25 protein-coding genes are annotated in these 24,853 nt (G+C 62.9%); 11 read left to right on the forward strand and 14 right to left on the reverse strand.

The features are described 5' to 3' along the window. The first annotated feature begins 37 nt into the window (after positions 1-37). Both NGR_RS15805 and NGR_RS15810 read left to right on the forward strand, forming a co-directional pair. On the forward strand, positions 38-1,531 hold the full coding sequence (locus tag NGR_RS15805) for a leucyl aminopeptidase (protein ID WP_012707478.1): 1,494 nt from the start codon (positions 38-40) through the stop codon (positions 1,529-1,531). Between the two features lie 21 nt (positions 1,532-1,552). After that, a complete protein-coding gene (locus tag NGR_RS15810; protein WP_012707479.1) occupies positions 1,553-2,002 on the forward strand; it encodes a DNA polymerase III subunit chi in 450 nt (149 codons plus the stop codon). Between the two features lie 237 nt (positions 2,003-2,239). Here the strand turns inward: NGR_RS15810 and NGR_RS15815 are convergent, their stop codons facing one another. Further along, positions 2,240-3,166, reverse strand: a complete 927-nt coding sequence (locus NGR_RS15815; RefSeq protein ID WP_012707480.1) for a Gfo/Idh/MocA family protein — start codon at positions 3,164-3,166, stop codon at positions 2,240-2,242. A 191-nt stretch (positions 3,167-3,357) separates the two neighbouring features. Between NGR_RS15815 and NGR_RS15820 the strand changes: the two genes are divergently transcribed. Beyond that, the gene (locus NGR_RS15820) at positions 3,358-4,197 is read left to right on the forward strand and encodes a GNAT family N-acetyltransferase (RefSeq protein WP_012707481.1); all 840 of its coding nucleotides are present in this window, start codon (positions 3,358-3,360) and stop codon (positions 4,195-4,197) included. Positions 4,198-4,253: 56 nt separating this feature from the next. Here the strand turns inward: NGR_RS15820 and NGR_RS15825 are convergent, their stop codons facing one another. Next, entirely contained in the window at positions 4,254-6,143 is a 1,890-nt protein-coding gene (locus tag NGR_RS15825; RefSeq protein ID WP_012707482.1) for an ABC-F family ATP-binding cassette domain-containing protein, read from the reverse strand. A gap of 319 nt (positions 6,144-6,462) precedes the next feature. Between NGR_RS15825 and NGR_RS15830 the strand changes: the two genes are divergently transcribed. Then, on the forward strand, positions 6,463-6,741 hold the full coding sequence (locus tag NGR_RS15830; RefSeq protein ID WP_012707483.1) for a hypothetical protein: 279 nt from the start codon (positions 6,463-6,465) through the stop codon (positions 6,739-6,741). Positions 6,742-6,964: 223 nt separating this feature from the next. Beyond that, positions 6,965-9,622, forward strand: coding sequence for an AMP-binding protein (locus NGR_RS15835; protein WP_012707484.1), 2,658 nt, complete (start codon positions 6,965-6,967; stop codon positions 9,620-9,622). On the opposite strand, the gene NGR_RS15840 is transcribed toward NGR_RS15835, so the two are convergent. Further along, positions 9,563-10,075 carry a DinB family protein gene (locus NGR_RS15840; RefSeq protein ID WP_012707485.1) on the reverse strand — a complete coding sequence of 171 codons (513 nt, stop codon included), beginning with the start codon at positions 10,073-10,075 and terminating at the stop codon, positions 9,563-9,565. The two genes, NGR_RS15835 and NGR_RS15840, sit on opposite strands and share 60 nt — an antisense overlap. 134 nt (positions 10,076-10,209) lie before the next feature. Between NGR_RS15840 and NGR_RS15845 the strand changes: the two genes are divergently transcribed. Next, positions 10,210-10,899, forward strand: coding sequence for a glutathione S-transferase family protein (locus NGR_RS15845; RefSeq protein ID WP_012707486.1), 690 nt, complete (start codon positions 10,210-10,212; stop codon positions 10,897-10,899). 102 nt (positions 10,900-11,001) lie between these two features. After that, a complete protein-coding gene (ndk, locus tag NGR_RS15850) occupies positions 11,002-11,424 on the forward strand; it encodes a nucleoside-diphosphate kinase (protein WP_012707487.1) in 423 nt (140 codons plus the stop codon). Between the two features lie 133 nt (positions 11,425-11,557). Here ndk and NGR_RS15855 read toward each other — a convergent pair whose 3' ends face one another. Both NGR_RS15855 and NGR_RS15860 read right to left on the reverse strand, forming a co-directional pair. Then, positions 11,558-12,061, reverse strand: coding sequence for a lipoprotein (locus tag NGR_RS15855; RefSeq protein WP_012707488.1), 504 nt, complete (start codon positions 12,059-12,061; stop codon positions 11,558-11,560). Next, a complete protein-coding gene (locus tag NGR_RS15860) occupies positions 12,058-12,618 on the reverse strand; it encodes a CGNR zinc finger domain-containing protein (RefSeq protein WP_012707489.1) in 561 nt (186 codons plus the stop codon). Before NGR_RS15860 ends, NGR_RS15855 begins: the two co-directional genes overlap by 4 nt. Positions 12,619-12,786: 168 nt before the next feature. Between NGR_RS15860 and NGR_RS15865 the strand changes: the two genes are divergently transcribed. Continuing rightward, positions 12,787-13,683 (forward strand): branched-chain amino acid ABC transporter permease, encoded by an 897-nt coding sequence (locus tag NGR_RS15865; protein ID WP_012707490.1) that lies wholly within the window; start codon positions 12,787-12,789, stop codon positions 13,681-13,683. Here NGR_RS15865 and NGR_RS15870 read toward each other — a convergent pair whose 3' ends face one another. The 5 genes from NGR_RS15870 to NGR_RS15890 all read right to left on the reverse strand — a co-directional run bounded on the left by NGR_RS15870 (position 13,684) and on the right by NGR_RS15890 (position 18,104). Then, positions 13,684-14,148 (reverse strand): molybdenum cofactor biosynthesis protein MoaE, encoded by a 465-nt coding sequence (locus NGR_RS15870; protein WP_012707491.1) that lies wholly within the window; start codon positions 14,146-14,148, stop codon positions 13,684-13,686. It abuts the gene before it with no gap. Between the two features lie 4 nt (positions 14,149-14,152). Then, entirely contained in the window at positions 14,153-14,413 is a 261-nt protein-coding gene (moaD, locus tag NGR_RS15875) for a molybdopterin converting factor subunit 1 (RefSeq protein ID WP_012707492.1), read from the reverse strand. Continuing rightward, positions 14,410-14,997, reverse strand: coding sequence for a CDP-diacylglycerol--glycerol-3-phosphate 3-phosphatidyltransferase (gene pgsA / locus NGR_RS15880; RefSeq protein ID WP_164924246.1), 588 nt, complete (start codon positions 14,995-14,997; stop codon positions 14,410-14,412). The genes moaD and pgsA overlap by 4 nt, the downstream gene beginning before the upstream one ends. A 324-nt stretch (positions 14,998-15,321) precedes the next feature. Continuing rightward, entirely contained in the window at positions 15,322-17,343 is a 2,022-nt protein-coding gene (uvrC, locus tag NGR_RS15885) for an excinuclease ABC subunit UvrC (protein WP_012707494.1), read from the reverse strand. Next, complete coding sequence (locus tag NGR_RS15890) at positions 17,340-18,104, reverse strand: SDR family oxidoreductase (protein ID WP_012707495.1); 765 nt, start codon at positions 18,102-18,104, stop codon at positions 17,340-17,342. The genes uvrC and NGR_RS15890 overlap by 4 nt, the downstream gene beginning before the upstream one ends. Positions 18,105-18,473: 369 nt before the next feature. Here NGR_RS15890 and NGR_RS15895 point away from each other — a divergent pair, with 369 nt between their 5' ends. Beyond that, complete coding sequence (locus NGR_RS15895; RefSeq protein WP_012707496.1) at positions 18,474-19,112, forward strand: outer membrane protein; 639 nt, start codon at positions 18,474-18,476, stop codon at positions 19,110-19,112. A gap of 83 nt (positions 19,113-19,195) precedes the next feature. Here NGR_RS15895 and NGR_RS15900 read toward each other — a convergent pair whose 3' ends face one another. The 4 genes from NGR_RS15900 to NGR_RS15915 all read right to left on the reverse strand — a co-directional run bounded on the left by NGR_RS15900 (position 19,196) and on the right by NGR_RS15915 (position 21,979). Next, the gene (locus NGR_RS15900) at positions 19,196-19,786 is read right to left on the reverse strand and encodes a glutathione S-transferase family protein (RefSeq protein WP_012707497.1); all 591 of its coding nucleotides are present in this window, start codon (positions 19,784-19,786) and stop codon (positions 19,196-19,198) included. A 16-nt stretch (positions 19,787-19,802) separates the two neighbouring features. Then, positions 19,803-20,519: a ribonuclease T2 family protein gene (locus tag NGR_RS15905; RefSeq protein ID WP_164924247.1), complete on the reverse strand. Its 717-nt coding sequence runs from the start codon at positions 20,517-20,519 to the stop codon at positions 19,803-19,805. Continuing rightward, positions 20,501-20,944, reverse strand: a complete 444-nt coding sequence (locus NGR_RS15910; protein ID WP_012707499.1) for a hypothetical protein — start codon at positions 20,942-20,944, stop codon at positions 20,501-20,503. Before NGR_RS15910 ends, NGR_RS15905 begins: the two co-directional genes overlap by 19 nt. Before the next feature lie 153 nt (positions 20,945-21,097). Further along, positions 21,098-21,979 carry a 23S rRNA (adenine(2030)-N(6))-methyltransferase RlmJ gene (locus NGR_RS15915; RefSeq protein WP_012707500.1) on the reverse strand — a complete coding sequence of 294 codons (882 nt, stop codon included), beginning with the start codon at positions 21,977-21,979 and terminating at the stop codon, positions 21,098-21,100. A gap of 68 nt (positions 21,980-22,047) precedes the next feature. On the opposite strand from NGR_RS15915, the gene NGR_RS15920 reads away from it, so the two are divergent. Next, a complete protein-coding gene (locus NGR_RS15920) occupies positions 22,048-24,180 on the forward strand; it encodes a molybdopterin-containing oxidoreductase family protein (RefSeq protein WP_012707501.1) in 2,133 nt (710 codons plus the stop codon). A 71-nt stretch (positions 24,181-24,251) separates the two neighbouring features. Further along, positions 24,252-24,848, forward strand: a complete 597-nt coding sequence (locus tag NGR_RS15925; protein ID WP_012707502.1) for an NUDIX domain-containing protein — start codon at positions 24,252-24,254, stop codon at positions 24,846-24,848. The last annotated feature ends 5 nt before the right edge of the window (positions 24,849-24,853 follow it).

Here is a 24,853-nt window from a genome sequence, read left to right on the forward strand (position 1 = left end):
CCAGACCGAAGCTCACCAGAAATCTCCGGAGTTCTTTATGCCGATGAAGTTCGAGTTCACGTTCAGCAAATCCCACCGCCCGGCGGGGGGCTCGGCAGTCCTCCTGCAGGTCGCGGGTGCGAAAGAACCGGCTGGTGTCGCCGTCGTCGATCCCGAGGGCGTCCTGCCGAAGGCGGCGAAGATCGGCAAGTTCAGCGGCAAGGCGCTGTCGTCCCTCGACATCGTTGCGCCACACGGTTCGCCGGCGGACCGGATCATCCTTCTCGGCCTTGGTGACGCGGCGGCCCTGACGAGCCATGATTGGCTGAAGGCCGGCGGTGCCGCGGCGGCGAAGCTCCGTTCCGCCGACAAGGCGACGATCTTCCTCGATGCACCGGGCGTTGACGTCACCGGCAAGGCGGCCGCCGACTTCGCGCTCGGCATGGAAATGAACGCCTATGCGTTCGACAGCTACAAGACGCGCAAGTCCGACGACGAATCGAAGTCCGCTCAGAAAGTCGTGAAGGTCACGATCGTCACCGGCATGGTCATTGCGGCCAAGAAGGCGTTCGCCACCGTCCAGTCGATCGGCGAGGGTGTCTTCCTGGCGCGCGACCTCGTCAACGAGCCCGCCAATGTGCTCGGTCCGGTGGAGTTTGCGGCGCGCGCCAAGGAGTTGGAGAAGCTCGGCGTCGAGGTCGAGACCCTGACCGAGCGGGAAATGAAGAAGCTCGGAATGGGCGCGCTGCTCGGCGTCGCCCAGGGATCGTCCCGCCCGCCGCGCCTCGTCGTGATGCAATGGAAGGGCGGCAAGGCGAAGGACAAGCCGCTCGCCTTCATCGGCAAGGGCGTCGTGTTCGACACGGGCGGCATCTCGATCAAGCCCGCTTCCGGCATGGAGGAAATGAAGGGGGACATGGGCGGTGCGGCCGCCGTGACCGGTCTCATGCATGTGCTGGCGGCCCGCAAGGCCAGCGTCAATGCCGTCGGCATCATAGGGCTCGTCGAGAACATGCCGGACGGCAGCGCGCAGCGTCCCGGCGATATCGTGACGTCGATGTCCGGCCAGACGATCGAGGTGATCAACACGGATGCCGAGGGCAGGCTCGTGCTCTGCGACGCGCTCTGGTATTGCAACGATCGCTTCAAGCCGAAGGCGATGATCGATCTGGCGACGCTGACCGGCGCGATCATGGTGGCGCTCAGCAATCATTATGCCGGCCTGTTTTCGAACGACGATCGCCTCGCCGAGCAGTTGCTGAAGGCCGGCACGACGACGCACGAGCGCCTGTGGCGCATGCCGCTCGGCAAGGAATACGACAAGATGATCGACAGCAAGTTTGCCGACATGAAGAACACCGGCGGGCGGCACGGCGGCTCGGTGACGGCGGCGCAGTTCCTGAAGCGTTTCGTCAAGGATACGCCATGGGCGCATCTCGACATCGCCGGTACGGCCATGGGATCGCCGACCGATGAAATCAACCAGTCCTGGGGCTCCGGCTTCGGCGTGCGCCTCCTCGACGAGCTGGTCCGGGCAAACTACGAATCCTGATGGTGTCCGGGAGAGATCGGCATGACCGAAATCCTTTTCTACCACCTGACGGAATCGAAACTCGAGGACGCCCTGCCGCCGCTGCTGGACAAGAGCATCGAGCGCGGCTGGCGGGTGGTGGTGCAGACGGCCGACGCGGAAAGGCGCGACGCGCTCGACACGCATCTTTGGATCTATCGCGACGACAGCTTCCTGCCGCACGGGACGGATGCGGGCGAGTTCGCCGCCGAGCAGCCGATCCTGATCGTCGCCGGTGATGGCAATCAGAACGGGGCGACCGTGCGCTTCCTCGTCGACGGCGCAGAGCCTCCACCGCTCTCCGATTACGAGCGGGTCGTCTTCATGTTCGACGGCTACGACCAGCAACAGCTCGAGTCGGCGCGCGGCCAGTGGAAGCGGCTGAAGGGGGAGGGACACGACCTCACCTATTGGCAGCAGAACCGCGACGGCCGGTGGGAGAAGAAGGCTTGATCCATGTCAGGCCGAGATAACCCTCCCCAACCCCTCCCCACAAGGGCCTACAAGGGCGAGGGGCTTTGGTGCCCGCCGTACCGTCGTGCCCCCATCAGCCTCTGAGGCTGGCGCAAACGGTGAGATAAGGGGAGAAGGCGCGGCCCGGTAAGTCCCTCCCCCTTGTGGGGAGGGGTTGGGGAGGGGTGAACAAGGTCGCCAATCAGCGGCCATGGCAAAGCAAGCTGCAGCCGGCCATCAGTCGTAAAATACTTCCACGAACTTCCGCCGGCCGAGCATGAAGGCATCGGCGACGTGCCGGAGCGGCGATAGATCCACGTCCGACCTGCCTTCCTTGATGATCTCGGCGAAACGCCGGTAGAGCATCGGATATTCCTGTTCCGGCTCGTCGTGGGCAATCTTGCCGTTGACGGAAAGCTTGGCGCCGCCTTCGGAAAGGATCATCTCGCCGGCCTCGGTCTCGGCAACGATATCCCAGCTCTGCTTGCCCGTCTGGCGCCAATCGAACTCGGCCGAAACGTCGAGCTTCTGGGCATCGCTGAAGGCGATCGAGGCGGCGATCGGCGCGTCGCGGTTTTCGGGAAATTCGAGCGTGGCCGAGGTGATGAAGATCGGCCGCGGCAGGATATGGGTGATGATCGACAGGGCGTTGATCCCCGGGTCGAAGACACCGAGCCCGCCGGCAGCCCAGATCCATTCCTGGTTCGGATGCCAGTGCCGGACATCCTCCTTCCAGATGATCTTGACGTTGCGGATCGTCGTCGAAGCAAGAAAGGCCTTGGCGGCTTCGACCGCCGGCGCATAGCGGGAATGCCAACTCGCGAAAAGCGAAAGCCCTTTCGCCTCGGCCAGCGCCTGAAGGTCCGCCACCTCGCTCAAGGTCGCGCCCGGCGGCTTCTCGAGAAAGACGTGCTTGCCGGCCTCGAGCGCGGTGCGGGCCGCTTCATAGCGGTATTGCGGCGGCATGCAGAGGGAAACCGCCTCGATCGACGATACCGCGTCGAGCATCGCTTCGATCGACTTGAAATTGTCGATGCCATCGACCGTTCCATGGCGGCTCGCCGCGGCGACCAGTTGATAGTCGGCATTCTTGGCAAGCGCCGGCAGATGCTGATCGCGCACGATCTTTCCGACGCCGACAATGGCAATTCGAATGGGAGACATGGGTGCTTCGCTCTTAATTAGTATGACTTATTATCGCCCCTTTTAGCAGATCGGGGGCAGTGGGCAAGCGGAGTTCCGTCTTGAAACAAGCTGGCACCTCAGGTCACAACTTGCAAACAAATCTGTTATGCCTTCGGTCAGACGGCCGACGGTTTCGCTTTGCTCATCACGAGGACAGTCGAGGATTTGCCATGCCGATCATCCGCCGCGCGACGCGCGCCGAGCTTGACACGATCATCGACTGGGCGGCGAGGGAGGGATGGAATCCCGGTCTTGAAGACGCCAATGCGTTCTGGTCCGCCGATCCGGAAGGCTATTGGGTTGCGACCGAAGAGGAAAACCTGGCGGCAGCCATCTCCCTTGTGCGCTACGGCAGCCAGTATGCCTTTCTCGGCCTTTATATCGCCGATCCGGCCTTTCGGGGCAGGGGTATCGGCTTTGCTCTCTGGAAGCAGGCCATCGCCAGCGCGGACGGCCGTGTCATCGGCCTCGACGGGGTGGTGGCCCAGCAGGACAACTATCGAAAGTCGGGCTTTGTCTGGTCGCACGCGAACGTCCGCTATGGCGCGGCCGTCGATGTGTCAGAGCCGCCGGGCACCCAGCTCGTCGACGCGGCCCCGGTGCACCTCGCGGCCCTGACCGATTATGACCGCCGCTTCAATCCGGCCCGCCGCGACGCCTTTCTGCACGAATGGACGAAGCAGTTGCCGACACGCCGAAGCGTCCTTCTCTTAAGGGACGGCGCGATCACCGGCTATGGGACGATTCGCGCCTGCCGCGAAGGCTTCAAGATCGGCCCGCTGTTTGCCGACAACGAGACAGGTGCCGACGTCATTTTCCGAAAGCTGGCGGCAGGCGCGACAGGGGCGCGGATCTATCTCGACATTCCCGAGCCGAATGCCTCGGCGCGGGCGCTTTGCGACCGCTACAACATGAAGCCGGTGTTCGAGACGGCGCGGATGTACAGGGGACTGGCGCCGGACCTGCCGCTTGCGCGGATTTACGGAATCACCACGTTCGAACTCGGCTGATTTCGCCGTGAACCATCCGCCGTCTCCTGAAGGAGACGCCGAAGCGCGCCTGCCAGCTAGCTCGCCATCGCATCTTCGTATTCGGCCGAGAGTTCGAGCCATCGCTCTTCGGCTTCAGCGAGCTTCGCGGCAGCGTCGGACCGTTCCTTTGCCCGTTGTGCTGCCTTCGCCGGCGCTTTTTCATAGAGAGCCGGATCGGCCAGTTCGGCATCGAGGGCCTGAATCAGTTTCTCCAGTTTTCCCGTCAAGGATTCGATCTCGTTGATCTTTTTCCGGAGCGGCGCCAGCGACGCGCGCCTGTCGGCATTGGCCTTGCGCTGGTCCGCCTTCGAGAGCGCCTCGTCCGAGCCGTTCGTCCTGGGCTTGTCGTCTTTGGCCTTGGGGCCGCCGACGATCACGCTTCGATAGTCTTCGAGGTCGCCATCGTAGCTCGTCACCGTTCCGTCCCGCACCAGCCATAGCCGGTCGGCGGTCGCTTCGATGAGGTGCCGATCATGCGAGATCAGGATGACGGCGCCGGAATAGTCGTTGAGGGCGGTGATCAGCGCGTTGCGGCTGTCGATGTCGAGATGGTTGGTCGGCTCGTCGAGGATCAGCAGGTTCGGTTGATCGAAAGCGGCGAGCCCCATCAAGAGCCGCGCCTTCTCGCCGCCGGAGAGGTCCTTTGCGGGGGTGTCCATCTTCTCCGTCGAGAGGCCCATCTGCGCGACGCGCGAGCGGACCTTCGCTTCCGGCGCATCCGGCATGCGCCGCCGCACGTGCTCCACGGCGCTCTGCGTCGGGATCAGATCGTCGAGCTGATGCTGGGCGAAGAAGCCGGTCTTCAGGCCTGGCGCGATCCGCGCTTCGCCGGCTTCGGCCCGGAGGCGTCCCGAAATGAATTTCGCGAAGGTCGACTTGCCGTTGCCGTTCGAGCCGAGCAGCGCGATGCGGTCGTCCGCGTCGATGCGCAGGTTGAGCCTCTTGAGGATCGGCTTGCCCGGCTCGTATCCGACCGCGCCGCCCTGGATGGCGACGATCGGCGAGGCCACCTGCTTCTCCGGATCGGGGAAGGAGAAGCCCTGGACGTGGTCCTCGATGACCGCCGCGACGGTGCCCATGCGTTCGAGCGCCTTGATGCGGCTTTGGGCCTGGCGGGCCTTCGTCGCCTTCGCCCTGAAGCGGTCGATGAAACTCTGCAGATGCTTGCGGGCCGCTTCGTTCTTGGCTTTCGCCTTCATCTGCAACTCGTCGGCTTCCGCCTTCTGCCGCTCGAACTGGTCATAGGAGCCGCGATAGAAAGTGAGCTTCTTCTGGTCCAGGTGAACGATCGCGTTGACGGCCGTGTTCAAGAGGTCGCGGTCGTGGCTGATGATGATGACCGTATGCGGATAGCGGCGGATGTAATCCTCCAGCCACAGGGTTCCTTCGAGATCGAGATAGTTGGTCGGTTCGTCGAGGAGCAGCAGATCCGGCTCGGAAAACAGCACGGCTGCAAGCGCAACGCGCATGCGCCAGCCGCCGGAGAAGGAGGAGGCTGGACGCTGCTGCGCCTCGTGATCGAAGCCGAGGCCGGCGAGAATGCTGGCCGCCCGCGCTTCCGCCGAGTGGGCGCTGATATCGGCAAGCCGCGTCTGGATGTCGGCGATACGGTGCGGGTCGGTGGCGGTTTCGGCTTCGGAGAGAAGGGCGGCGCGTTCCTTGTCGGCCTTCAGCACGATCTCGATAAGCGGCTCTTCGGTGCCCGGCGCCTCCTGGGCTACCTGGCCGATCCGCGCGTTCTTCGGCAGGGAGACGCTGCCGGCCTCGGCGGCGAGTTCGCCGGTGATGATCCGGAAGAGCGTCGATTTGCCGGCGCCGTTGCGCCCGACAAGGCCGGCCTTCGTGCCGGCCGGAAGCGTCACGGAAGCGCTATCGATGAGAAGACGGCCCGCGACGCGGGCAGAAAGGCCGGTGATCTGGATCATTGCGGCCTTTTGCCCGGACTCTTCAGCGAAGGCAAGGGTCGCAGGTGGAGCCTGCGGCTCCCCATAAGGCCGGAGCCGACGGTTTCAAGAGCTTATTGTTATCAATTCCTGGACGACGTGTTCCGATAATCAATACTTCCAAACCTCATCATGAGGCCCCACATCTATCGGCGAAGAGCGGCAGGAACTGCTCTTCCGATCATCCGGGTCGGATCGAATGCCATCGGCAAGGCCGCCGCGTTCGAAAAGACTGATCCGATCGCAGGTGGTCGCGACCAACCCATCGTTCAAGAGAACGACCTGATCAGGAGTGTTGAACATGAGAAATGCAGTCCACACCGCTCTCGCCGCCGCCCTTGTCGCCACTGCTGTTCTGGGTGGCGCCTCCGCTGCCTTTGCCGGCGGCAGCTATTACGAAGGCATCAGCGACAAGCCGCTGTTTACGGAACGCGCTCCGAAGGCCGGCGACGAGGCCGCGGTTCGCCGCGCGAACGGTTCCCTCGACCGTACCTCAACCGGATCCGTCTCCGACTACGCCGTTCAGCCGAAGCTGGTCCGCGGCGGAGAAGGTGAATATTACCAGGGCATTAGCCGCTAAAGCTGAATCTGCAGTGTAGCTTTTAGTCCTCCCAGGACAGACTTCTTCCCATGGCCCGGTCCCCTTCGCGGGGCCGGGCCGTCTTCGTCTCCATTGCGATGATTTGTCTGGCGCCGGATCTGCGTGCCGCGTTTTGTCGCAGACCTTCCTGCGCAAGCCCGCATATTAGTTCGGCGCTTATACTTGACGACGAGAGTCAGCAATAATATGCCGCCTCGCTAAAATGGAGGTGGCTTTGGGCGCTGGCGATTTGTCGATATTCCCGTTCTGTGTTGCGCACCTGGACGCCCATGGCGACAAGTCGGCGCTCGTGTTTCCCGGCGGGCGGGTCGTCAGCTATCGCGAACTCGCCGCCCGCGTCGATCGCCAGGCATCGAAGTGGCGCAACGGGCGCGGACTGGTGGTGCTCGAGGCCGACCTCACGGAGCATGCGATCATCGCCTACCTTGCCGCGCTCGATGCCGGACACGCCGTCGCGCTGCAGGGTACCGAAGCCATGCAGGTGGATCGGGAGATCTTCAAGCCGGATTTCTGCCATCGTCGGATCGACGGACGCTGGCGCACGGAGCAGCTGGACGGAGACGGGGCGGCTCCCCATCCGGAGCTCGCCGTCCTGCTCTCGACCTCGGGCAGCACCGGCCAGGGCAAATATGTCCGGCTGTCGAGGACGAACATCGAGGCCAACGCACGCTCCATTGCTGAATATCTCGGCCTCACGGCGGCGGATCGCAGCTGCCTCATCCTGCCGCTGCACTATTCCTACGGACTATCCGTGCTCAATGCTCACCTGACGGTGGGAGCAAGCCTCTATCTTCCCGGCGGATCGATCCTGGACGAGGGCTTCCTCGACGGTCTTGCCGAGAGCGGCTGCACGAACCTTTCCGGTGTTCCCTATTCCTACGACCTTCTGGAAAAGGCTGGCTTCCGCCAGCGGGAGTTTCCGCGACTGCGCTTCATGACCGTCGCTGGCGGACGCCTGGCACCGGAGAAGGTTCGTCTCTACAACGAACATCTCATTGCATGCGGCGCGTCCTTCTTCGCGATGTACGGCCAGACGGAGGCGACCGCCCGCATAGCCTATGTGCCTCCGGATCGGCTGCGCGGCAGGGAGGACCGGATTGGTGTCGCGATACCCGGCGGCAGCCTGACGATCGAGGATGACAGCGGGCGGCTGATCGGCGGTTTGGAGGAACCCGGCGAACTCGTCTATCGCGGCGCGAACGTGATGATGGGCTATGCCAGTTCGCGGGCTGATCTCGCCCGGGGTGCCGAGCTTTCCGAATTGCGGACCGGCGACCTGGCGGTTCGGGATGCCGACGGGTTCTTCCGCATCGTCGGGCGGACGAAGCGGATATCGAAGATCGCCGGGCTGCGCATCGGGCATGACGGTCTCGAAGCGGCGCTGGAGCGGCACGATATCGCAGCCGCGGTCACTGGCAACGACATCGAAATCCACACCTTTTTCGTTGGGAAACACGATCCCGAAGACGTCCGCCAGCTGCTCGTCTCAGCAAGTGGACTGACCTTGCTGCAGGTCCGGGCGACGCGCATCGACGTGCTGCCGCGCCTGCCATCCGGCAAAATCGATTACGAAGGCCTGCGCCTGAGGGGCGCCGGCGGATCTTCGCGCGGAGAAGGCGTGGAGGCCCTGTTCGAGCAGCTTTTCTACCCGCAGAAAGTTCGGCCGGAGGACAGTTTCCTGTCACTCGGCGGCGATTCGCTGCGTTTCGTCCAGCTGTCGATCGGCCTTGAAAAATTCCTCGGCGAGATGCCCGAGGCCTGGGAAAGAATACCGATCAAGACCTTGGCGGCGATGGTCCGCCAGGAGCGCAAGGCGCCGCAGATCGGCACCGATTTGTTGATCCGGGCGCTGGCCATCCTGCTCGTCGTTCTGCACCACGAGACGCTCTGGCCGATTCCGGGCGGCTCGGCGACGATGGTCATTCTCGCCGGATTCGGTCTGGCGCGGTTCCAGAGCGGCGCGCTTTTGTCGGGCTCGTTTTGGAAACTGCTGCGGCCGCTGGCGCAAATCCTGGTTCCCTACTATCTGATCGTTGCGGGTTATTCCCTTGCCTGGGGGGAAGTTCCCTGGGCCTCCGTCTTCCTCGTCGGCAATTTTGCTTTCGCCGATCCGGAGCGCCACAGCATGGTGCCTTACCTCTACTGGTTCATCGAGGCCTACTGCCAGATGGTGCTGGTGTTTGTCGCCCTGTTCGCGGTGCCACGCGCCAGGCGCTTTGCCGCCGCCCGGCCCTTTGCCGCGGGCATGGCGCTGCTCGCTGCCGCCTTTGCCGCCCGCCTGGCGCTCCCGCAGCTCTGGGAAATCGGCAACCGCCAGATCTTCACGCTGCCGTGGATCTTCCATTTGGCCGTGGTCGGCTGGTGCGCGGCGTTTGCCCAGACCTGGGCCCAGCGGCTCACCGTCATGGCGGCAGGAACGGCGATTTACCTGTTTCTCGGTCTTTACGAGGGCGTCTGGATCGGCACGAAGATCAAGTACCTGCTGCAGATCGTCGTTCTCGCGGCACTCTTGTTCCTGCCTCGCATCCGTCTGCCGCAATGGGCCGTACAACTCGTCCTGCCGCTGTCGGCGGCAGGGTTTCATATCTACATCCTGCACCGCTTCGTGCCGGAGCTGCTGCTTGCGCCGCTACAGCCATTCCTGCCGCCGCTCGCCTTCTCGCTCGGCTCGATCGCAGGCGGCGTCCTGCTGGGGCTCACAGTCTGGGCCGGGCAGCGCCAGCTCTTCAAATGGCTTGTGCGCGCCCGGGCCGGCGCTCTGCCGACCAATTGGCCGGCAGCGCTTGGATCCTGGCTCTTTTCAGGCCGCCCACTTCTCGCCCTCGGTCCTCAGAAAGAAAACCAGGTCCAAAGTCAGTGACGGCCGCCCGAGTGCGGTCAAGGTCGCGTGCGCCTGTCCGCGATGATGGGTCTGGTGGTTGAAGAAATGGGCGACCGTCGGGCCGAGCCTCTGCGTGATCTTGTCGGGCATGGTGAGCGGCGAATAGGTAAAGTGCGCGTCGAGACGCGCCTCGTCGAGGCTGTCGAACCAGGCGATGATGCGCTCGTCTTCTGCCGCCCGCGCCGCCGTCAAGGAGGCGAAGCCTTCATGGAGGATAGCATCGAGGCGCGTCGGGGCTTCGCCCTGGCCCGTGAATCGCTTCATCCAGATCCGGTCGGCCGCGAGAATGTGGTTGAGCGTTCCATGCAGCGAGCCGAAGAAGGCACCCTTGTCTTGTCGGTATTCCGCGTCCGAGAGTTCCGCCGTGGCAGCGTAGACCCGCCGGTTGGCCCAGCGATTGTAGTCGGCAAACATCCGATAGTGGTCGAGCATCAGCTTTTCTCCCTTCGTGGCAGCCTAGCGCGGATTGATATTCGCGTGTCGAATGCAACTCATGAAATTTACTGATTTGATCGGTCGATCTCCATCCCGTCTTATGCGCGCACGACATCCAATCAGGAGGTGAGATGACCCGCAAACTCTATGCGCTCTGTGGTACCGACCGGACGCGCCCTTTTTCGCCGCATGTGTGGAAGACCAAACTGTCGCTCGCGCACAAGGGGCTCGGCTTCGACGTGGCGCCTATCGGCTTCACCGAAATCCCGAAACTGGAGCAGGGAGCGACGAAGATCGTTCCGCTGCTCCGCGACGGCGAAAAACTGGTGAGCGACAGCTTCGACATCGCCCTTTACCTGGAGGAGGCCTATCCGGAGCGCCCGACGCTGTTTAGCGGCGAGGGCGGCAAGGCGATGGCCCGCTTCGTCGAAGGCTGGTCGCAGATGACGCTGCATCCGGCGATCGGGCGCATCGCCATCATGGATATCCATGACAGCCTCGAACCTGTCGATCGGGCCTATTTCCGTCGAAGCCGGGAAGAGCGCTTCGGCAGGCCCCTGGAGACGGTCGCAGAGGCCGGGAAAACCGATCTCGAAACCTTCTCGGCCAAGCTCGAGCCGCTTCGCCACATGCTGAAATTCCAGCCTTTCATCGGCGGCGAAAGACCGCTCTTTGCCGACTACATCGTCTTCGGTGCCCTGCAATGGGCGCGCATCGTCTCGCCGCACCGACTGCTCGCTACCGGGGACGTCGTTTCGGGCTGGTTCGAGCGTTGCCTCGATCTTCACGACGGTCTCGGCCGTTCCGTGACAGCGGCGTGAAACTATCCTCTGCAGCGGCGAATCCTCGCCGCTCCCCCTTGTTTTGCGCGGCGTTGGCGGCTAATGAACCGCCACTTTCTCAAGAGCAAGGGAATTGAGCCAATGGCGATTGAACGTACCTTTTCGATGATCAAGCCGGATGCGACGAAGCGCAACCTGACCGGCGCCATCACCAAGATGCTCGAAGACGCCGGCCTGCGCGTCGTCGCATCGAAGCGCGTCTGGATGAGCCGCCGCGAAGCCGAAGGCTTCTACGCCGTCCACAAGGAGCGCCCGTTCTTCGGCGAACTGGTCGAGTTCATGTCCTCCGGTCCGACCATCGTCCAGGTTCTCGAAGGCGAAAACGCCATTGCCAAGAACCGCGAAGTCATGGGTGCCACCAACCCGGCCAACGCCGACGAAGGCACCATCCGCAAGGTTCATGCACTGTCGATCGGCGAAAACTCGGTTCACGGTTCCGACGGCCCGGAAACGGCTGCCGAAGAAATCGCCTACTGGTTCGCCGGCACCGAGATCGTCGGCTGATTCACTTTCGTCGCTTCAACCTTTAAGGGCTTGAAACGATTCTTCGAAACCGGGGCGGAGACGCCCCGGTTTTCTTATGCATGTCGCCCAAAAGTGTGCAGCGGTTTTGGGACAACGACATGCAAGACGGGCTTTATGTCGGGCAGGCGGCCGTGTCGAAGTGCGTCGGGCCCAGGCCGTTTCGGAAGACTTCTGGGTTCTTGTCGTAGGCCGGTCCCACGACCAACGGCCTTGCCGGCATAACGCTTTGGTCGAGGTCGGAAATCACCGTCGTTTCGAGTGTCTGCAGCGTTGCCCCGTCCGGCCCCTTGACCTCGATCGTCACAGCATAGGGCCTCTCCTTCTTGACGCAGGTGATGTCGGGGCTCTCCAGCACCACCTTGTCCAGTTTCGGGAAGAGCCTGCGGGTGAGCGTCAGCGGCTCGCCGCCGGCCGGGTTTTCGAAAGTCGCCACGACGACGCTGCCGTCCGGCACCGGCTGCGTCTTGTTGAGCGTGATCGTATAGGTGGCATAGGCGAGCCGGTAGTTGAAGACGAACATCTTGCCCGTCAGCTTCAGCGGATCCGGGCCGGTCTCGCGCTGGCAGCCGGCAAGCGCCGCCACTGCGATCAGGGCGGACAGGATGATTCTTCTCATGGCTGGGTTTCCTCCCTGTTGCGACGGTAGTGGCGCTTGGCCTTCGTGCGGTTGCCGCAGACCGCCATGTCGCACCAGGTCCTGCTCCTGTTGCGGCTGCGGTCGAGGAACAGCCATTCGCAGTTCGGGCAGATCTTCAGGCGATCGGGCTCCGGGTTGGCAATGAGGCTGAGCGCCGAATGGGCGGTGGCGACGTCGAGCGCGATATATTTGCCTCGTTCTGACGGCCGGCGCACTGCGGCGGCGATCGCCTCGAGCAGATCGGCAAGGAGCTCCGGCCGGTCTTCGGCCCGCACCTGCGCCCGGAAATGCCGGTCCGTCGCCTCGCGCAGACCGATCAGGGACGCCTGCCGTTCGGGCCCTATCGCCCCGAGCATGCCGAAGCGTTCCTTTTCGGCGCCGTAGAGATTGGCCGCTTCGGCGAAATTGTCGATAGCCTCTCCATCAGCAAAACGATCAATGCGGCGTTGCGGGTCGAAGCGCAGCACCACGGAATTTGCGACATCCAGCGCCAACGCGCCGCCTGAGAATCGATGGGAGGTCCAGGTGAAGCTCATATGAAAATCCTAACTAGTAAAACTCATTTTACCAGTTATATTGCTTCTGTCACTAGAGCTGCAGAGGAAAGTTGGCCCCCCGCTTCGACCTCCGCGTTTCGCAATTGAAATTGATGCGGTTTCGTTGGATCGTCGCGATCCCGAGCGCCGCGACCGACCGGATGAGTCATGGCCTATTTTCTTCAGCAGATTGCCAACGCCGTACCCGTGGCCGCGCTCTATGCGGCGCTCGCCTTCGGTTACGCGATTGCTTTTGCCGTGACGCGGCGGGCCGACCTGACCTATGGCGCACTTTTCGCCTTCGCCGGCCAGACATTCGTGCTTTTTGCTGATTTCGGCTGGGACCGGCTGTGGTTGGTGCTGCCTGCGGCGCTCGGCGTGGGCGCGGTGGCGGCGCTGACGTTCGGACTTGGCGCGGGGCTGGTTGTCGGCCGCTACGTCATGCGGCCATTGGCTTTCTCCTCGGCCAACGCCGTCGTCGTCGCCTCGCTCGGCACCCTCATCGTGCTCATGGAAACAGCGCGTCTCGCCTCGGACACAAGAAGCCTCTGGCTGCCGCCCTTTTTGAACGAGGTCATCGTCTTCTGGCCGGATCCGGAATTTCCCGTGACGTTGACGATGGTCCAACTGCTGAACACGGGTTTGATGGCGGTGCTGGTCGCCGGCGGTCATTGGCTGCTGACCCATTCCTATGTCGGCCGTTACTGGCGGGCCGTCTCCGAGGATCGCGAAGCGGCTGCCCTTTGTGGCGTCGATCCGTCCACCGTCTACATTCTCGCCTACGGCGTGGCGTCGCTGGTTGCGGCCTTTTGCGGGATTCTTGCGGCTTCCTACTACGGCAATATGGATTTCGGCATGGGCCTGAGCTTCGGCGTCAAGGTCCTGTTCATCGCCGCGATCGGCGGCCAGACGGCGCCACTCTATGCGGCCCTCGGCGCGGCCGGTGTCGGGCTCCTGGAAACGCTGTGGAGCGCCTACGGCCCTATCCTCTGGCGGGATTTCGCGATCTTCGGCTTTCTGGTCGTCGTGCTCGTGGTGACGCGCCGGGAAAAGGTCATTCCCTGATCAGCGGTTCCAGCGATCGCGCGCCGCGTCGTCGGCATCCTTGGCGCTGACCCATTCGCCGGCGCTGCCGTCGATGCGGTGTTCCTTCTTCCAGAAAGGAGCCGAGGTCTTCAGGAAATCCATGATGAAATTGGCGCCGTCGAAGGCGGCCTGCCGATGCGGCGAGGCGGTGACTACCAAGACGATGTTCTGACCGGGCTCGATGCGGCCGAAGCGGTGAATGGCCGTCGCGCCTTGCAGCCCGAAGCGCTGCACCGCTTCGTGGCAGATGCGGCTGATCTCGGCCTCCGCCATGCCGGGATAGTGTTCGAGTTCGAGCGCGCCGAGGGCGCCTGCCTCGTCGCGGCAAAGTCCGGAAAAGGTGACGACAGCACCGATGTCCGCCCGGCCGCGGCCGAACGCGGAAACCTCTGCGGCAAGATCGAAGTCCTCCCGCTGGACACGCACGGTGACCGGGGCGTCCATTGCCTCAACCGCCCGTCATCGGTGGGAAAAGGGCGATCTCGCGGGCGCCGCCGATCGGCTCGCCGTGCTCGACATGTTCCTGGTTGATCGCCGCGCGGATGACGTTCTGGTGTTCGAGCGCCGATTCATATTCGGCACCGAGCGTCTTCAGATGCGCCAGCAGATCGCCGATCGTGACGACACCCGCCGGCAATTCCAGCGTTTCCTCACCCTTGCCGATGCGCTCGCGCACCCAGGAAAAATAGACGAGGTTTACCGTGCTCATTCGTTGACCACATGCTTCAAGCCGGCGCGGAAATAATCGTAGCCGGTATAGAGCGTGATTGCTGCGGCGATCCAAAGCAGGACGATACCCGCTTCCGTGATATAGGGCACGATCTTGTCGCCGGCCGGGCCGGCCAGCAGGAACGCGATCGCCACCATCTGGATGGTCGTCTTCCACTTGGCGATCCGCGTCACCGGGACGCTGACCTTCAGCGCGGCAAGATATTCGCGAAGCCCCGAGACGAGGATTTCGCGGCAGAGGATGATGATCGCGGCCCAGATCGACCAGCCGGCAATCGTCCCGTCGGCGGCGACGAGCAGCAGGATAGAGGCGACAAGCAGCTTATCGGCGATCGGATCGAGCATCCGGCCGATATTCGACGTCTGCTTCCAGATGCGCGCGAGATAGCCGTCGAAGAAATCGGTGATCGATGCTGTGACGAACAGGACGAGCGCCGTCCAGCGTGCGAAATCGGAGCTGTGCAGCCGGCCCTCGATGAAGAAGCAGAGCACGATCAGCGGCACGATGAGGATACGGAAGTAGGTCAGCAGATTCGGGATGCTGTAGGCAATGGGCGTTGGCATGGACTCGGTTTCTCTGGACACGACAATCCCCATTTCCCGCGGGTCATCGATGCGATTTTATTGTTCGGATGGCATCGGGCAAGCGCCAGCTTTTCCCAGACCCTCCGGGTTGCAGGTGTACAGAATGACTTTGCGACCGCAAGGTCAACAGGTCATTGCGCCACTCCTGTCATATTTGACGGATTTCGCCTGAACGCAGTCTGAATTGCGCCCCTTCAGCGCCGCGCGCCTTATCAGGCGCGCAAAGGTCGCTGTAGGACTTTGAATTGCTGCATGTCTTTGTCCTTAAATCGAGGTCGATTTAAGGAGACATGCAGTAGCGCTTTATTTGGCGTCCTCGTGGAAATGCGCGTAGACGAGGCGGGCCACCGTCTCCGAGATACCGTTGACGGCCATCAGGTCGTTGATGCCGGCGCGCGAAACCGCCTTGGCGGTACCGAAATGGGTGAGGAGCGCCCGCTTGCGCGTCGGCCCGATGCCGGCGATTTCATCGAGCGGGTTCTTGACCATTTCCTTCTTCCGCCGCGCCCGGTGCGAGCCGATGGCGAAGCGATGCGCCTCGTCGCGCAGCCGCTGGATGAAATAGAGGACCGGATCGCGCGGCGGCAACGTGAAGCTTTCCTTGCCCTCGACAAAGAAACGCTCGCGTCCGGCGTCGCGGTCGACGCCCTTGGCAATGCCGATCGCCGTCACGCAGTCCTCGACGTCGAGCTCCTTGAGAATGGCACGAACGGCCGTCATCTGTCCCTGGCCGCCATCGATGAGAATGACGTCCGGCCAGGCTGGAAAGGCAGTGTCCTCACTCGCTTCGCTCGAGCGGTCCGGCTTGCCCTCCTCCTTCAACAGACGTGAGAAGCGCCGCGTCATCACCTCGCGCATCATACCGAAGTCGTCGCCCGGCGTGATGTCCGTCGATTTGATGTTGAACTTGCGATACTGGCCTTTGACGAAGCCTTCGGGGCCGGCCACGACCATGCCGCCGACCGCGTTGGTGCCCATGATGTGCGAGTTGTCGTATATTTCGATGCGCCGCGGCACGGAGGGCAATTTGAACGTCTCGGCGAAACCTTCGAGCAGGCGCGACTGCGAGGCTGTCTCGGCGAGTTTGCGGCCATGCGCCTCGCGCGCATTCGCCTGCGCATGCTCGACGAGGTCCTTCTTCTCGCCGCGCTGCGGTACGAGGATCGACACCTTGTAGCCGGATTTTTCGCTGAGCGCCTGACCGAGCAATTCCTGCTCGTCGACCGCCTCGCAGAGCAGGATCTGGCGCGGGCAGGGCTTGTCGTCGTAGAACTGCGCCAGGAAGGCGCTGAGCACCTCGGCGGCGGGAAGCGATGGGTCCGCCTTCGGGAAATAGGCGCGGTTGCCCCAGTTCTGCCCGGTGCGGAAGAAGAACACCTGGATGCAGGAAATTCCGCCCTCATGGTGGATGGCAAAGACGTCCGCCTCCTCGACGCCGGCCGGGTTTATCCCCTGGTAGCTCTGGACATGGCTGAGGGCAGCCAGACGGTCGCGGTAAAGCGCCGCCCGCTCGAAGTCGAGGTTCTCCGAAGCTTCGGACATCGCCGCGGCGATCGTCGCCTTCACCGCCTGGCTCTTGCCGGAGAGAAAATCCTTGGCCTCGTGCACGAGCTCGGCATAGTCCGGGTCGCTGATCTCGCCCGTGCAGGGCGCCGAACAGCGCTTGATCTGGTAAAGCAGGCAGGGGCGGGTGCGCGTTTCGAAGACGCTGTCCGTACAGGTCCTCAAGAGAAAGGCCCGCTGCAGCGAGTTGATGGTTCGCCCAACGGCACCGGCCGAGGCGAATGGCCCGAAATAGTCGCCCTTGCGGCTGCGCGCGCCACGATGCTTGTAGAGGGCCGGTGCCCGGCTATCGCCGGTGACGACGATATAGGGGAAGGACTTGTCGTCGCGCAAAAGCACGTTGAAGCGCGGCCGCAGACGCTTGATGAGGTTCGCCTCCAGCAGCAACGCCTCGATTTCAGTCCGCGTCGTCACGAACTCCATGTTCGCCGTCTCGCGCACCATCCGCGCGATGCGGTTGGAATGGCCGCGGCCCTGGGCGTAATTGTTGACGCGTTTCTTCAGGCTGCGCGCCTTGCCGACATAGAGCACGTCGCCGGCCTCGTTGAACATCCGGTAGACGCCCGGTCCGTTCGGCAGAAGCTTGACGAAGGCCTGGATCAGTTCGGCGCCCTTGAGCCCATGCGTTTCCGGCGTGCTCTCCGCCCACTCCACCGCCGGCGCCGGCCGCTCGCTCTCGGCGACCTCGACGAGATCGTCTTCGTCGTCGGTTTCGCTGCCGTCGTAGAGAATGCCGCCGTCCGTGGGCGTCCGCCCGTTCATTCCACTATCTCCCGAATATCCGGCGTCTCCCAGGCCAGGTGCTGGCCGCCGTCGAGCGCGATCATCTGTCCGGTAACCGACGGGGTCTCGAAAAGGAAGCGGATCGCCCGTCCGAACTCGTCGAGCGCCGGGCCGCGCCTGAGGATCAGCGCGTTCACCTGAGCCTCGAAATCGCGCCGGTCCTGCCGCTCGTTCGGCAGCGTCGGCCCCGGTCCGATGCCGTTGACACGAATGTCGGGAGCAAGCGCCTGGGCCATTGTCTGGGTTGCCGTCCAGAGCGCCGACTTGGAGAGCATATAGGAATAAAAGCGCGGATTTGGAGACCAGACGCGCTGGTCGATGACATTGACGATGAGGCCGGAGGCATCGCCCGGACGCTGGCGTGCAAAGCCGCGGGCAAGCAGGGAAGGGGCCTTGACATGCAGGGCGAAATGCCGCTCCCAGACGCCCTCGTCGAATTGCTCGAGGCTGTCCTTGTTGAATACCGAGGCGTTGTTGACGAGGAGATCAAGCGGACCGAGCCGTGCCGTTGCACGTTCGACCAATCCCGACGCGGCGTTCACATCGGTGAGATCTGCCTGAAGGGCGACGGCCTTGGCGCCGGCCGCGCTCAGTTCCGCCGCCAGCGCCTCGGCCTCGGCCAACGAACTGTTCGCATGGATGGCGACCGCAAATCCATGGGCGGCCAAATCATCAACTATTGCCTTGCCTATGCGCCGAGCGCCGCCTGTAACCAGCGCCGCCTTCAATGTCCTTCTCAACGTTCTTTCCCGTTCTGCGAATCCTGTTCCGGTCGCACAAAGATATAGGCTGGAATGGCGGGGCTGAAAAACTCCCCGGACGATTCATTTCGGAAAAATTAATGCGGATCGCGTATTTTGAATTATCTTTTATGCTTATAGTATATCTTTGGTTAATCTCGAAAAATGATTAACAAAACCTCTGTGTCGACAAAGCAACATCCAATTTTGGACGCGCTTGCGCCACTAAAATTTCACATTTTAGCTCTTGTGAATCCGCATTTTCTGTCCAATTTCCGGTCAACCGGACGGGTTCATTGTAGATACCCGGTGTCCCGATAAAGCACGCCAAAGAGATGCTTAGGGGCGCCGGTCTGAAAGGAGAATAGTATGCGTACCCTCACCACCGCTCTCATGGCTTCGGCCATCACCCTCGTCGCCTTCCAGGCAGCTCATGCCGCCGACGCCGTCGAGGAAATTCCGGCTGCCCCGGCCGCCGAATACACCGAACCGGCCGTCAAGAACTGGTCCGGCGCCTATGTCGGCGGCACGGCCAATTGGCACTACGGTGAAGCCGATGCGACCGGCAACAACAAGTCTGTCGCCTTCGGCGGCGGTCTCTATGGCGGCTACAACGTCCAGGACGGCCAGATGGTTTACGGTGGTGAAGCCGACGTCAACTATGCCGGCAACGACTCGACCTCCAGCGGTCGCAAGGTCAAGCAGGGCGTCAACGGCTCGCTCCGTGGCCGCGTCGGTGTCGACATGAACCCGGTCCTCGTATACGGCACGGCCGGTCTCGCGCTTGGCAACGCCAAGCTCTCGACCCCGGCAGGCTCCGACGACAAGACCCTCGTCGGCTGGACGGCTGGCGCCGGTGCCGAAACCTTCGTCACCGACAACGTCACCGCTCGCGTCGAATACCGCTACACGGATTATGCCTCCAAGGACTTCCGCGCCGGCGGCTCGACCGTCTCCTCCGGTTACGACGAGCACAGCGTCCGCCTCGGTATGGGCGTCAAGTTCTGATCTGGCCAAGCGGATCAAAAAAAAGGCCGGGACACTCCGGCCTTTTTTGTGGCGTGAATTCAGGGCCAGATTTCTCAGATTTCTCAGGCCTTGAATTTCGAATAGTCCGGAAAGTGCTTTTCAAACTTGGCGGGCCAGTTCTTCAGCTTCGGCCGACCTTTCTGCCATTCGCCGGCAAACCGCAGTTCGATATAGCGCAGCAGCGCCGCTAGCGCAAAATGCCCGGCATGCAGCTTGCCGCCGGTCTTCGGCAGGTTGGATTCGAGATGGTCGAGCCCCCGTTCGACCTTTTCCCATTGCCGGTCGATCCAGGGCTGGTGCACCTTTTCCGGCGGGTGGAAGCGCTTTTCGTAGACGATCGCCAGGAGGCTGTCGCAGACGCCGTCGCAGAGCGCTTCGAAGATCTCGATCTGGGTGCGCTTTTCGGCATTCTTCGGATAGAGCTTTCCCTTGGTCTGGCGGTCGATGAAATGCATGATCGCGCGGCTATCGTAGATCGACTGGCCTTCGGTCGTGATCAGCGTCGGGATCTTGCCGAGCGGATTGTTTTCGATCAGGTGCGGCGGGTTGGCATTGGTGTCCGTCAGAACGCTTTCCGCGGCGATTCCGACATGGTGGGCGGCCATCCGGACCTTGTTGGAATAGGGCGAGGCGGGCGAGTAGAGTATCTTCATTCGTCTTTTTCCATTCTCATGGTGCGGCGGGAAGCAGGACAGCGTCGCGTCTGCAGGCGCGGCGATCTATTTCAGGGCAGGCCCTGAAACGCAATTCCTTGTCGAAGCAGATTCGGATTTCCTCGACCAGCGCGGCCTCGCAGGTCACGGCGATCATGTCTCTCGTCATTTCTGGATTTTTCGCTGCGAAAGCCGTCTCGATCGATGCCACCGAGAGATTGCGCGATCCCTCGGCTGACGCGAGTTCTGCGGGGATGGCGACCTTCTCGCGTGCGGCCCGGGTGACTGCGAGATAGTCCGCCTGGGAAAGGCCCGAGCAGGTGCCGTGCTTGCGCCATTGATGGCCGATCAGGCCCATCGACGGAACGATGTCGAGATATTGCCGGCCAAGCGATTCAGGCACGCGGTCCGATTGCCGCGTCGGGCAGAATTGCGGATAGCCGGTTTCGTTCTGCGGCCAGAGGCCATGGACAATCAGCCCATAGCCTTGCTCGCACTGCGCCGATTTTTTCTTGGGGTCATTGCCTTTGCACCAGGTCGGAGACCAGGAGAGCGAAAGCACATAGAAGTCGAAGCCCTTGCCGATCGGAATGCTCGCCGATGCGGCATTTGTCGGGGCGCGCGCCTCCGGTCCGGGTTTCTTGTCGCCTTCGTCGCTACAGCCGGTGACCGCCAACAGGGCGAACAACACTGGCCGCAGCCGTCTTGGGGATATCAACGAAGCGAGGAGCAATGGGCGCCGTAGACATACCAGGGATCGAGGCCGCCGACGCAGAACTCGATATTGGAGCCGACGCCGGCAAAGCCCCAGGGGCGCTCGATCAGATACCAGAGAGGGCGCCGTACGCCGTCGCTCATCACCGCCGTCGCATAGCAATATTCACGTTCGACCAGATGCGTATAGTCGCGCGGCTCGAAGCGGTTCTGGCCCATCTCGCGAATTTCGGCGATGGCGAGATTGGCATGAAGATAGTTCGCAGCCTTGTAGTCGAAGCGCCGCGTGATGAAGCCCAGCACGGACGGATTGCCGCAAATGCCGACATTATAGGCCTGGGGAGCGACGGGCACCGCGGCCAAATCGGCGGCCGTAGCGCTGCTGACCGCACCGGCGGCAAGCGAAAGCGAGGTCAGAAGCATTGCGGCAAGCTTGCAAATCATGGCTACCTCCCTGAATCGTCTCTACAGCGCCGCGCGTGCTTTCAGACGCGCAAAGGACGCGTAACACTTTGAATCTACGCATCGTGCTTTCCGAAAATCGATTCCGATTTTCAGGCCGATGCGGTAGAGATTGAAGCCACGCGACCCGGCGCGTCAAGGCCCTTGGTTGAGAGCTGCTTCGCCACGCAGCCAGAAGCAGCGTGCCGATGCGAAGCGATCCTGGCGGAGCCGCTCCTTCAGGAAGGGCAGCAGGATGTCGAGTTCGCTCTTCAACGTATAGGGCGGATTGACGATGACGAGGCCGGACCCTGCCAGACCCGTGGTGTCCCGATCGCTGCGGACCGAGAGCTCGGCGCATAGCATTTTCGGAATCTGCAGCGCCCGCAACGCCTCATGAAATTCCTTGATCGGCGCGCCCTTCTTCAGCGGATACCAGAGGCAGTAGATGCCGCCGGAAAACCGTCGATAGGCCTTGGCAAGGCCCTCGGCCAGCCGCTCGTATTCGCCTTCCTTCTCGAAGGGCGGATCGACGAGGACGAGGCCGCGCTTTTCCTTCGGGGGGAGGTGGGCACCGAGTGCCAGCCAGCCGTCGAGCCGCGTGATCCGGCTCTGGAAATCGCCGTCGAAAAGGCGATGCAGCGTCTCATAGTCGTCCGGGTGCAGTTCCATCGCCGAGAGCCGGTCCTGCGGCCGAAACAGCATGCGGGCGAGCTTGGGTGAGCCGGGGTAGTGCGTGAGTCCGCCATCCGGCCCACCATCCGTATTGAGATTGCGCACGGCGGCGAGATAGGGCTCGAGAATGGCGCCGACCGGGGCGGGGAGTTCGGCGCCGATCAGCCTGCCGATGCCGTCGCGCCATTCGCCCGTCTTCTGCGCCTCCTCACCCGAGAGATCGTAGAGCCCGATGCCGGCATGGGTGTCCAGCACCCGGAAGGCCCTGTCCTTCTGCTTGAGGTAGCTGACGAGCCGCGCCAGCACCGCGTGCTTCAGGACATCGGCGAAATTGCCCGCGTGATAGATGTGCCGGTAGTTCATAAGGGCCGCCGATGGCTGCGATCAATTGTTTCAATGGATGGCGAATGGGACTTTGAGCCCCCTGGCGGATGCCATATAGAAAAGCCATGAACGTTGCGACCCCCATCAGAGCAGAAAAATCGGTCGGCCATTCGGTCTGTCCGCATGACTGTCCCTCGGCTTGCGCGCTGGAAGTGGACCTTACCGCGGAGGGGCGGATCGGCCGCGTCCGTGGTGCCGCCGCAAACAGCTACACGGCCGGCGTCATCTGCGCCAAGGTGGCGCGCTATGCCGAGCGCATCTACCATCCCGGCCGGTTGATGGTGCCGCAGCGCCGCGTCGGCGCCAAGGGCGAGGGGAAATGGCAGGAGATCTCCTGGGAGTCTGCCCTCGACGAAATCGCCGATCAGTTCGTCAAGGCTGAGCAGAGGCACGGCTCGGAAGCGGTCTGGCCCTATTTCTATGCCGGCACCATGGGGCAGGTGCAGCGCGATTCCATCGAGCGCCTGCGTCATGCCAAGCGCTATTCCGGCTTTTTCGGGTCGATCTGCACCAACATGGCCTGGACCGGCTTCACCATGGCGACCGGAGCCTTGCGCGGCCCGGATCCGCGCGAGATGGCCAAGTCCGATTGCGTGGTGATCTGGGGCACGAATGCGGTGGCGACGCAGGTCAACGTGATGACCCATGCGGTCAAGGCCCGCAAGGAGCGCGGCGCCAAGATCGTCGTCATCGACGTCTACGACAATCCGACGGTCAAGCAGGCCGATCTGGGCCTCGTCCTGAAGCCGGGCACCGACGCGGCGCTCGCCTGCGCAGTCATGCATATCGCCTTCCGCGACGGCTATGCGGATCGCGCCTATATGGCGGAATTCGCCGACGATCCGGCCGGGCTGGAGGCGCATCTCAAGACACGCGGGCCGGAATGGGCCTCGGCGATCACTGGGCTCTCGGTCGAGGAAATCGAAACCGTCGCAAAGCTCGTCGGGACGACACCCAAAACCTATTTCCGCTTGGGCTACGGCTTCACCCGCCAGCGCAACGGCTCGGTCGCCATTCACGCCGCCGCGTCCGTCGCGACCGTCCTCGGTTCGTGGAAGCACGAGGGCGGTGGCGCTTTCCATTCCAACAACGACATCTTCAAGCTCGACAAGCGGGAGCTCGTCGGCACGGCGCTCCACGATCCGGAAGTGCGAATGCTCGACCAGTCGCAGATCGGCCGCGTGCTGACGGGCGATGCCGAGGCGCTGCGCCATCGCGGTCCGGTGACGGCCCTGCTGATCCAGAACACCAATCCCGCCAACGTCGCGCCCGAGCAACGGCTGGTGAAGCGGGGCTTCCTGCGCGACGACCTCTTCGTCGCCGTGCACGAACAGTTCATGACCGACACAGCCCGACTCGCCGATATCGTCCTGCCGGCCAGCATGTTCCTGGAGCATGACGATCTCTACCGCGGCGGCGGGCACCAGCACATTCTGATCGGCCCGAAAATCGTCGAGCCACCGCCGACCGTGCGCACCAACCTTTTCGTCATCGAGGAACTGGCCAAGCGCCTCGGCGTCGCCGACCGTCCCGGTTTTGGCCTCTCGGAGCGGCAGCATATCGATCGATTGCTGGCCAATTACGGCATCGGCTATGACGAGATGAAAGAGAAGAAATGGCTCGATTGCCAGCCCGGCTTCGAAGAAGCACATTTCCTCAAAGGCTTCGGCCACCCGGACGGCAAGTTCCGCTTCAAGGCCGACTGGACCGGCACGCCGGCGCCGAATCGGCCTCCCAAGTCGATGGGCCCGCAGGGCCCGCACGAGAACCTTCCTGAGTTCCCCGACCACGTGGATCTGATCGAAGTAGCCGACGAGCGCCATCCGTTCCGGCTGGCGACCTCGCCGGCCCGCTCCTTCCTGAATTCGACCTTCTCCGAGACGCCCTCGTCGATCGAGAAGGAAGGGCGCCCCGAGGTGATGATCAATGCGGACGACGCCGCCGCGCTCGGCATCGCCGACGCTGACGTCGTCAGGCTCGGCAACGACCGCGGCGAAATCCGCCTGCATGCCAGGATCGGCGGCGGCGCCCGCCGCGGCGTCGTCGTCGCAGAGGGGCTCTGGCCGAACGGCGCCCATCTCGACGGCGAGGGCATCAACGTCCTGACCGGCGCCGACGCTGTCGCTCCCTATGGCGGCGCGGCCTTCCACGACAATCGGGTGTGGGTGCGCCGAGCCTGAACAATCATTCGCAACACTCGCAGGAAGCGGGGGAACTCCTCTATCAAGGATCTCCCGACCAAGGATCGCTTATGACAAAGCATGACGACCCGCGCATCCGGATCATCGACCGTCGGTCTCTCTGGAAGGGCTTTATCAGCCTCGAGGAGGTCACGCTTGAGCAACAGATGTCCGGCGGCAGGACTGCCCGTCTCGTTCGCGAAGTGCACGACCACGGCCGCGCCGCGACGATCCTGCTGTTCGACCCGGAACGCCGGATCGTGGTGCTCGTCCGGCAGTTCCGTCTTCCCGTCCTCCTGCAGGGCGAGCCGGCTTTCCTGATCGAGACGCCGGCCGGCCTGCTCGACGGCGAGGCGCCGGAAGTGGCGATCTGCCGCGAAGCAATGGAGGAGACCGGCTATCGCATCGAGAGCGCCATGCATCTCTTCGACGCTTATATGAGCCCCGGCTCGATAACCGAGCGCACGAGTTTCTTTCTTGGCCGCATCGACACGTCCAAGAAGGTGGCGGCCGGCGGCGGGCTTGCGCATGAGGGCGAAGACATCGAGGTGCTTGAAATTGCTTTGGATGAGGCCGTCGCGATGATCGGCACCGGCGAAATTTGTGACGCGAAGACGATCATGCTGCTGCAATGGGCCATGCTGAACCGGGCCGCACTGGCGGCTTAACCCAT

The sequence above is a fragment of the Sinorhizobium fredii NGR234 genome, from assembly GCF_000018545.1.
Classification (GTDB): Bacteria; Pseudomonadota; Alphaproteobacteria; order Rhizobiales; family Rhizobiaceae; genus Sinorhizobium; species Sinorhizobium fredii_A.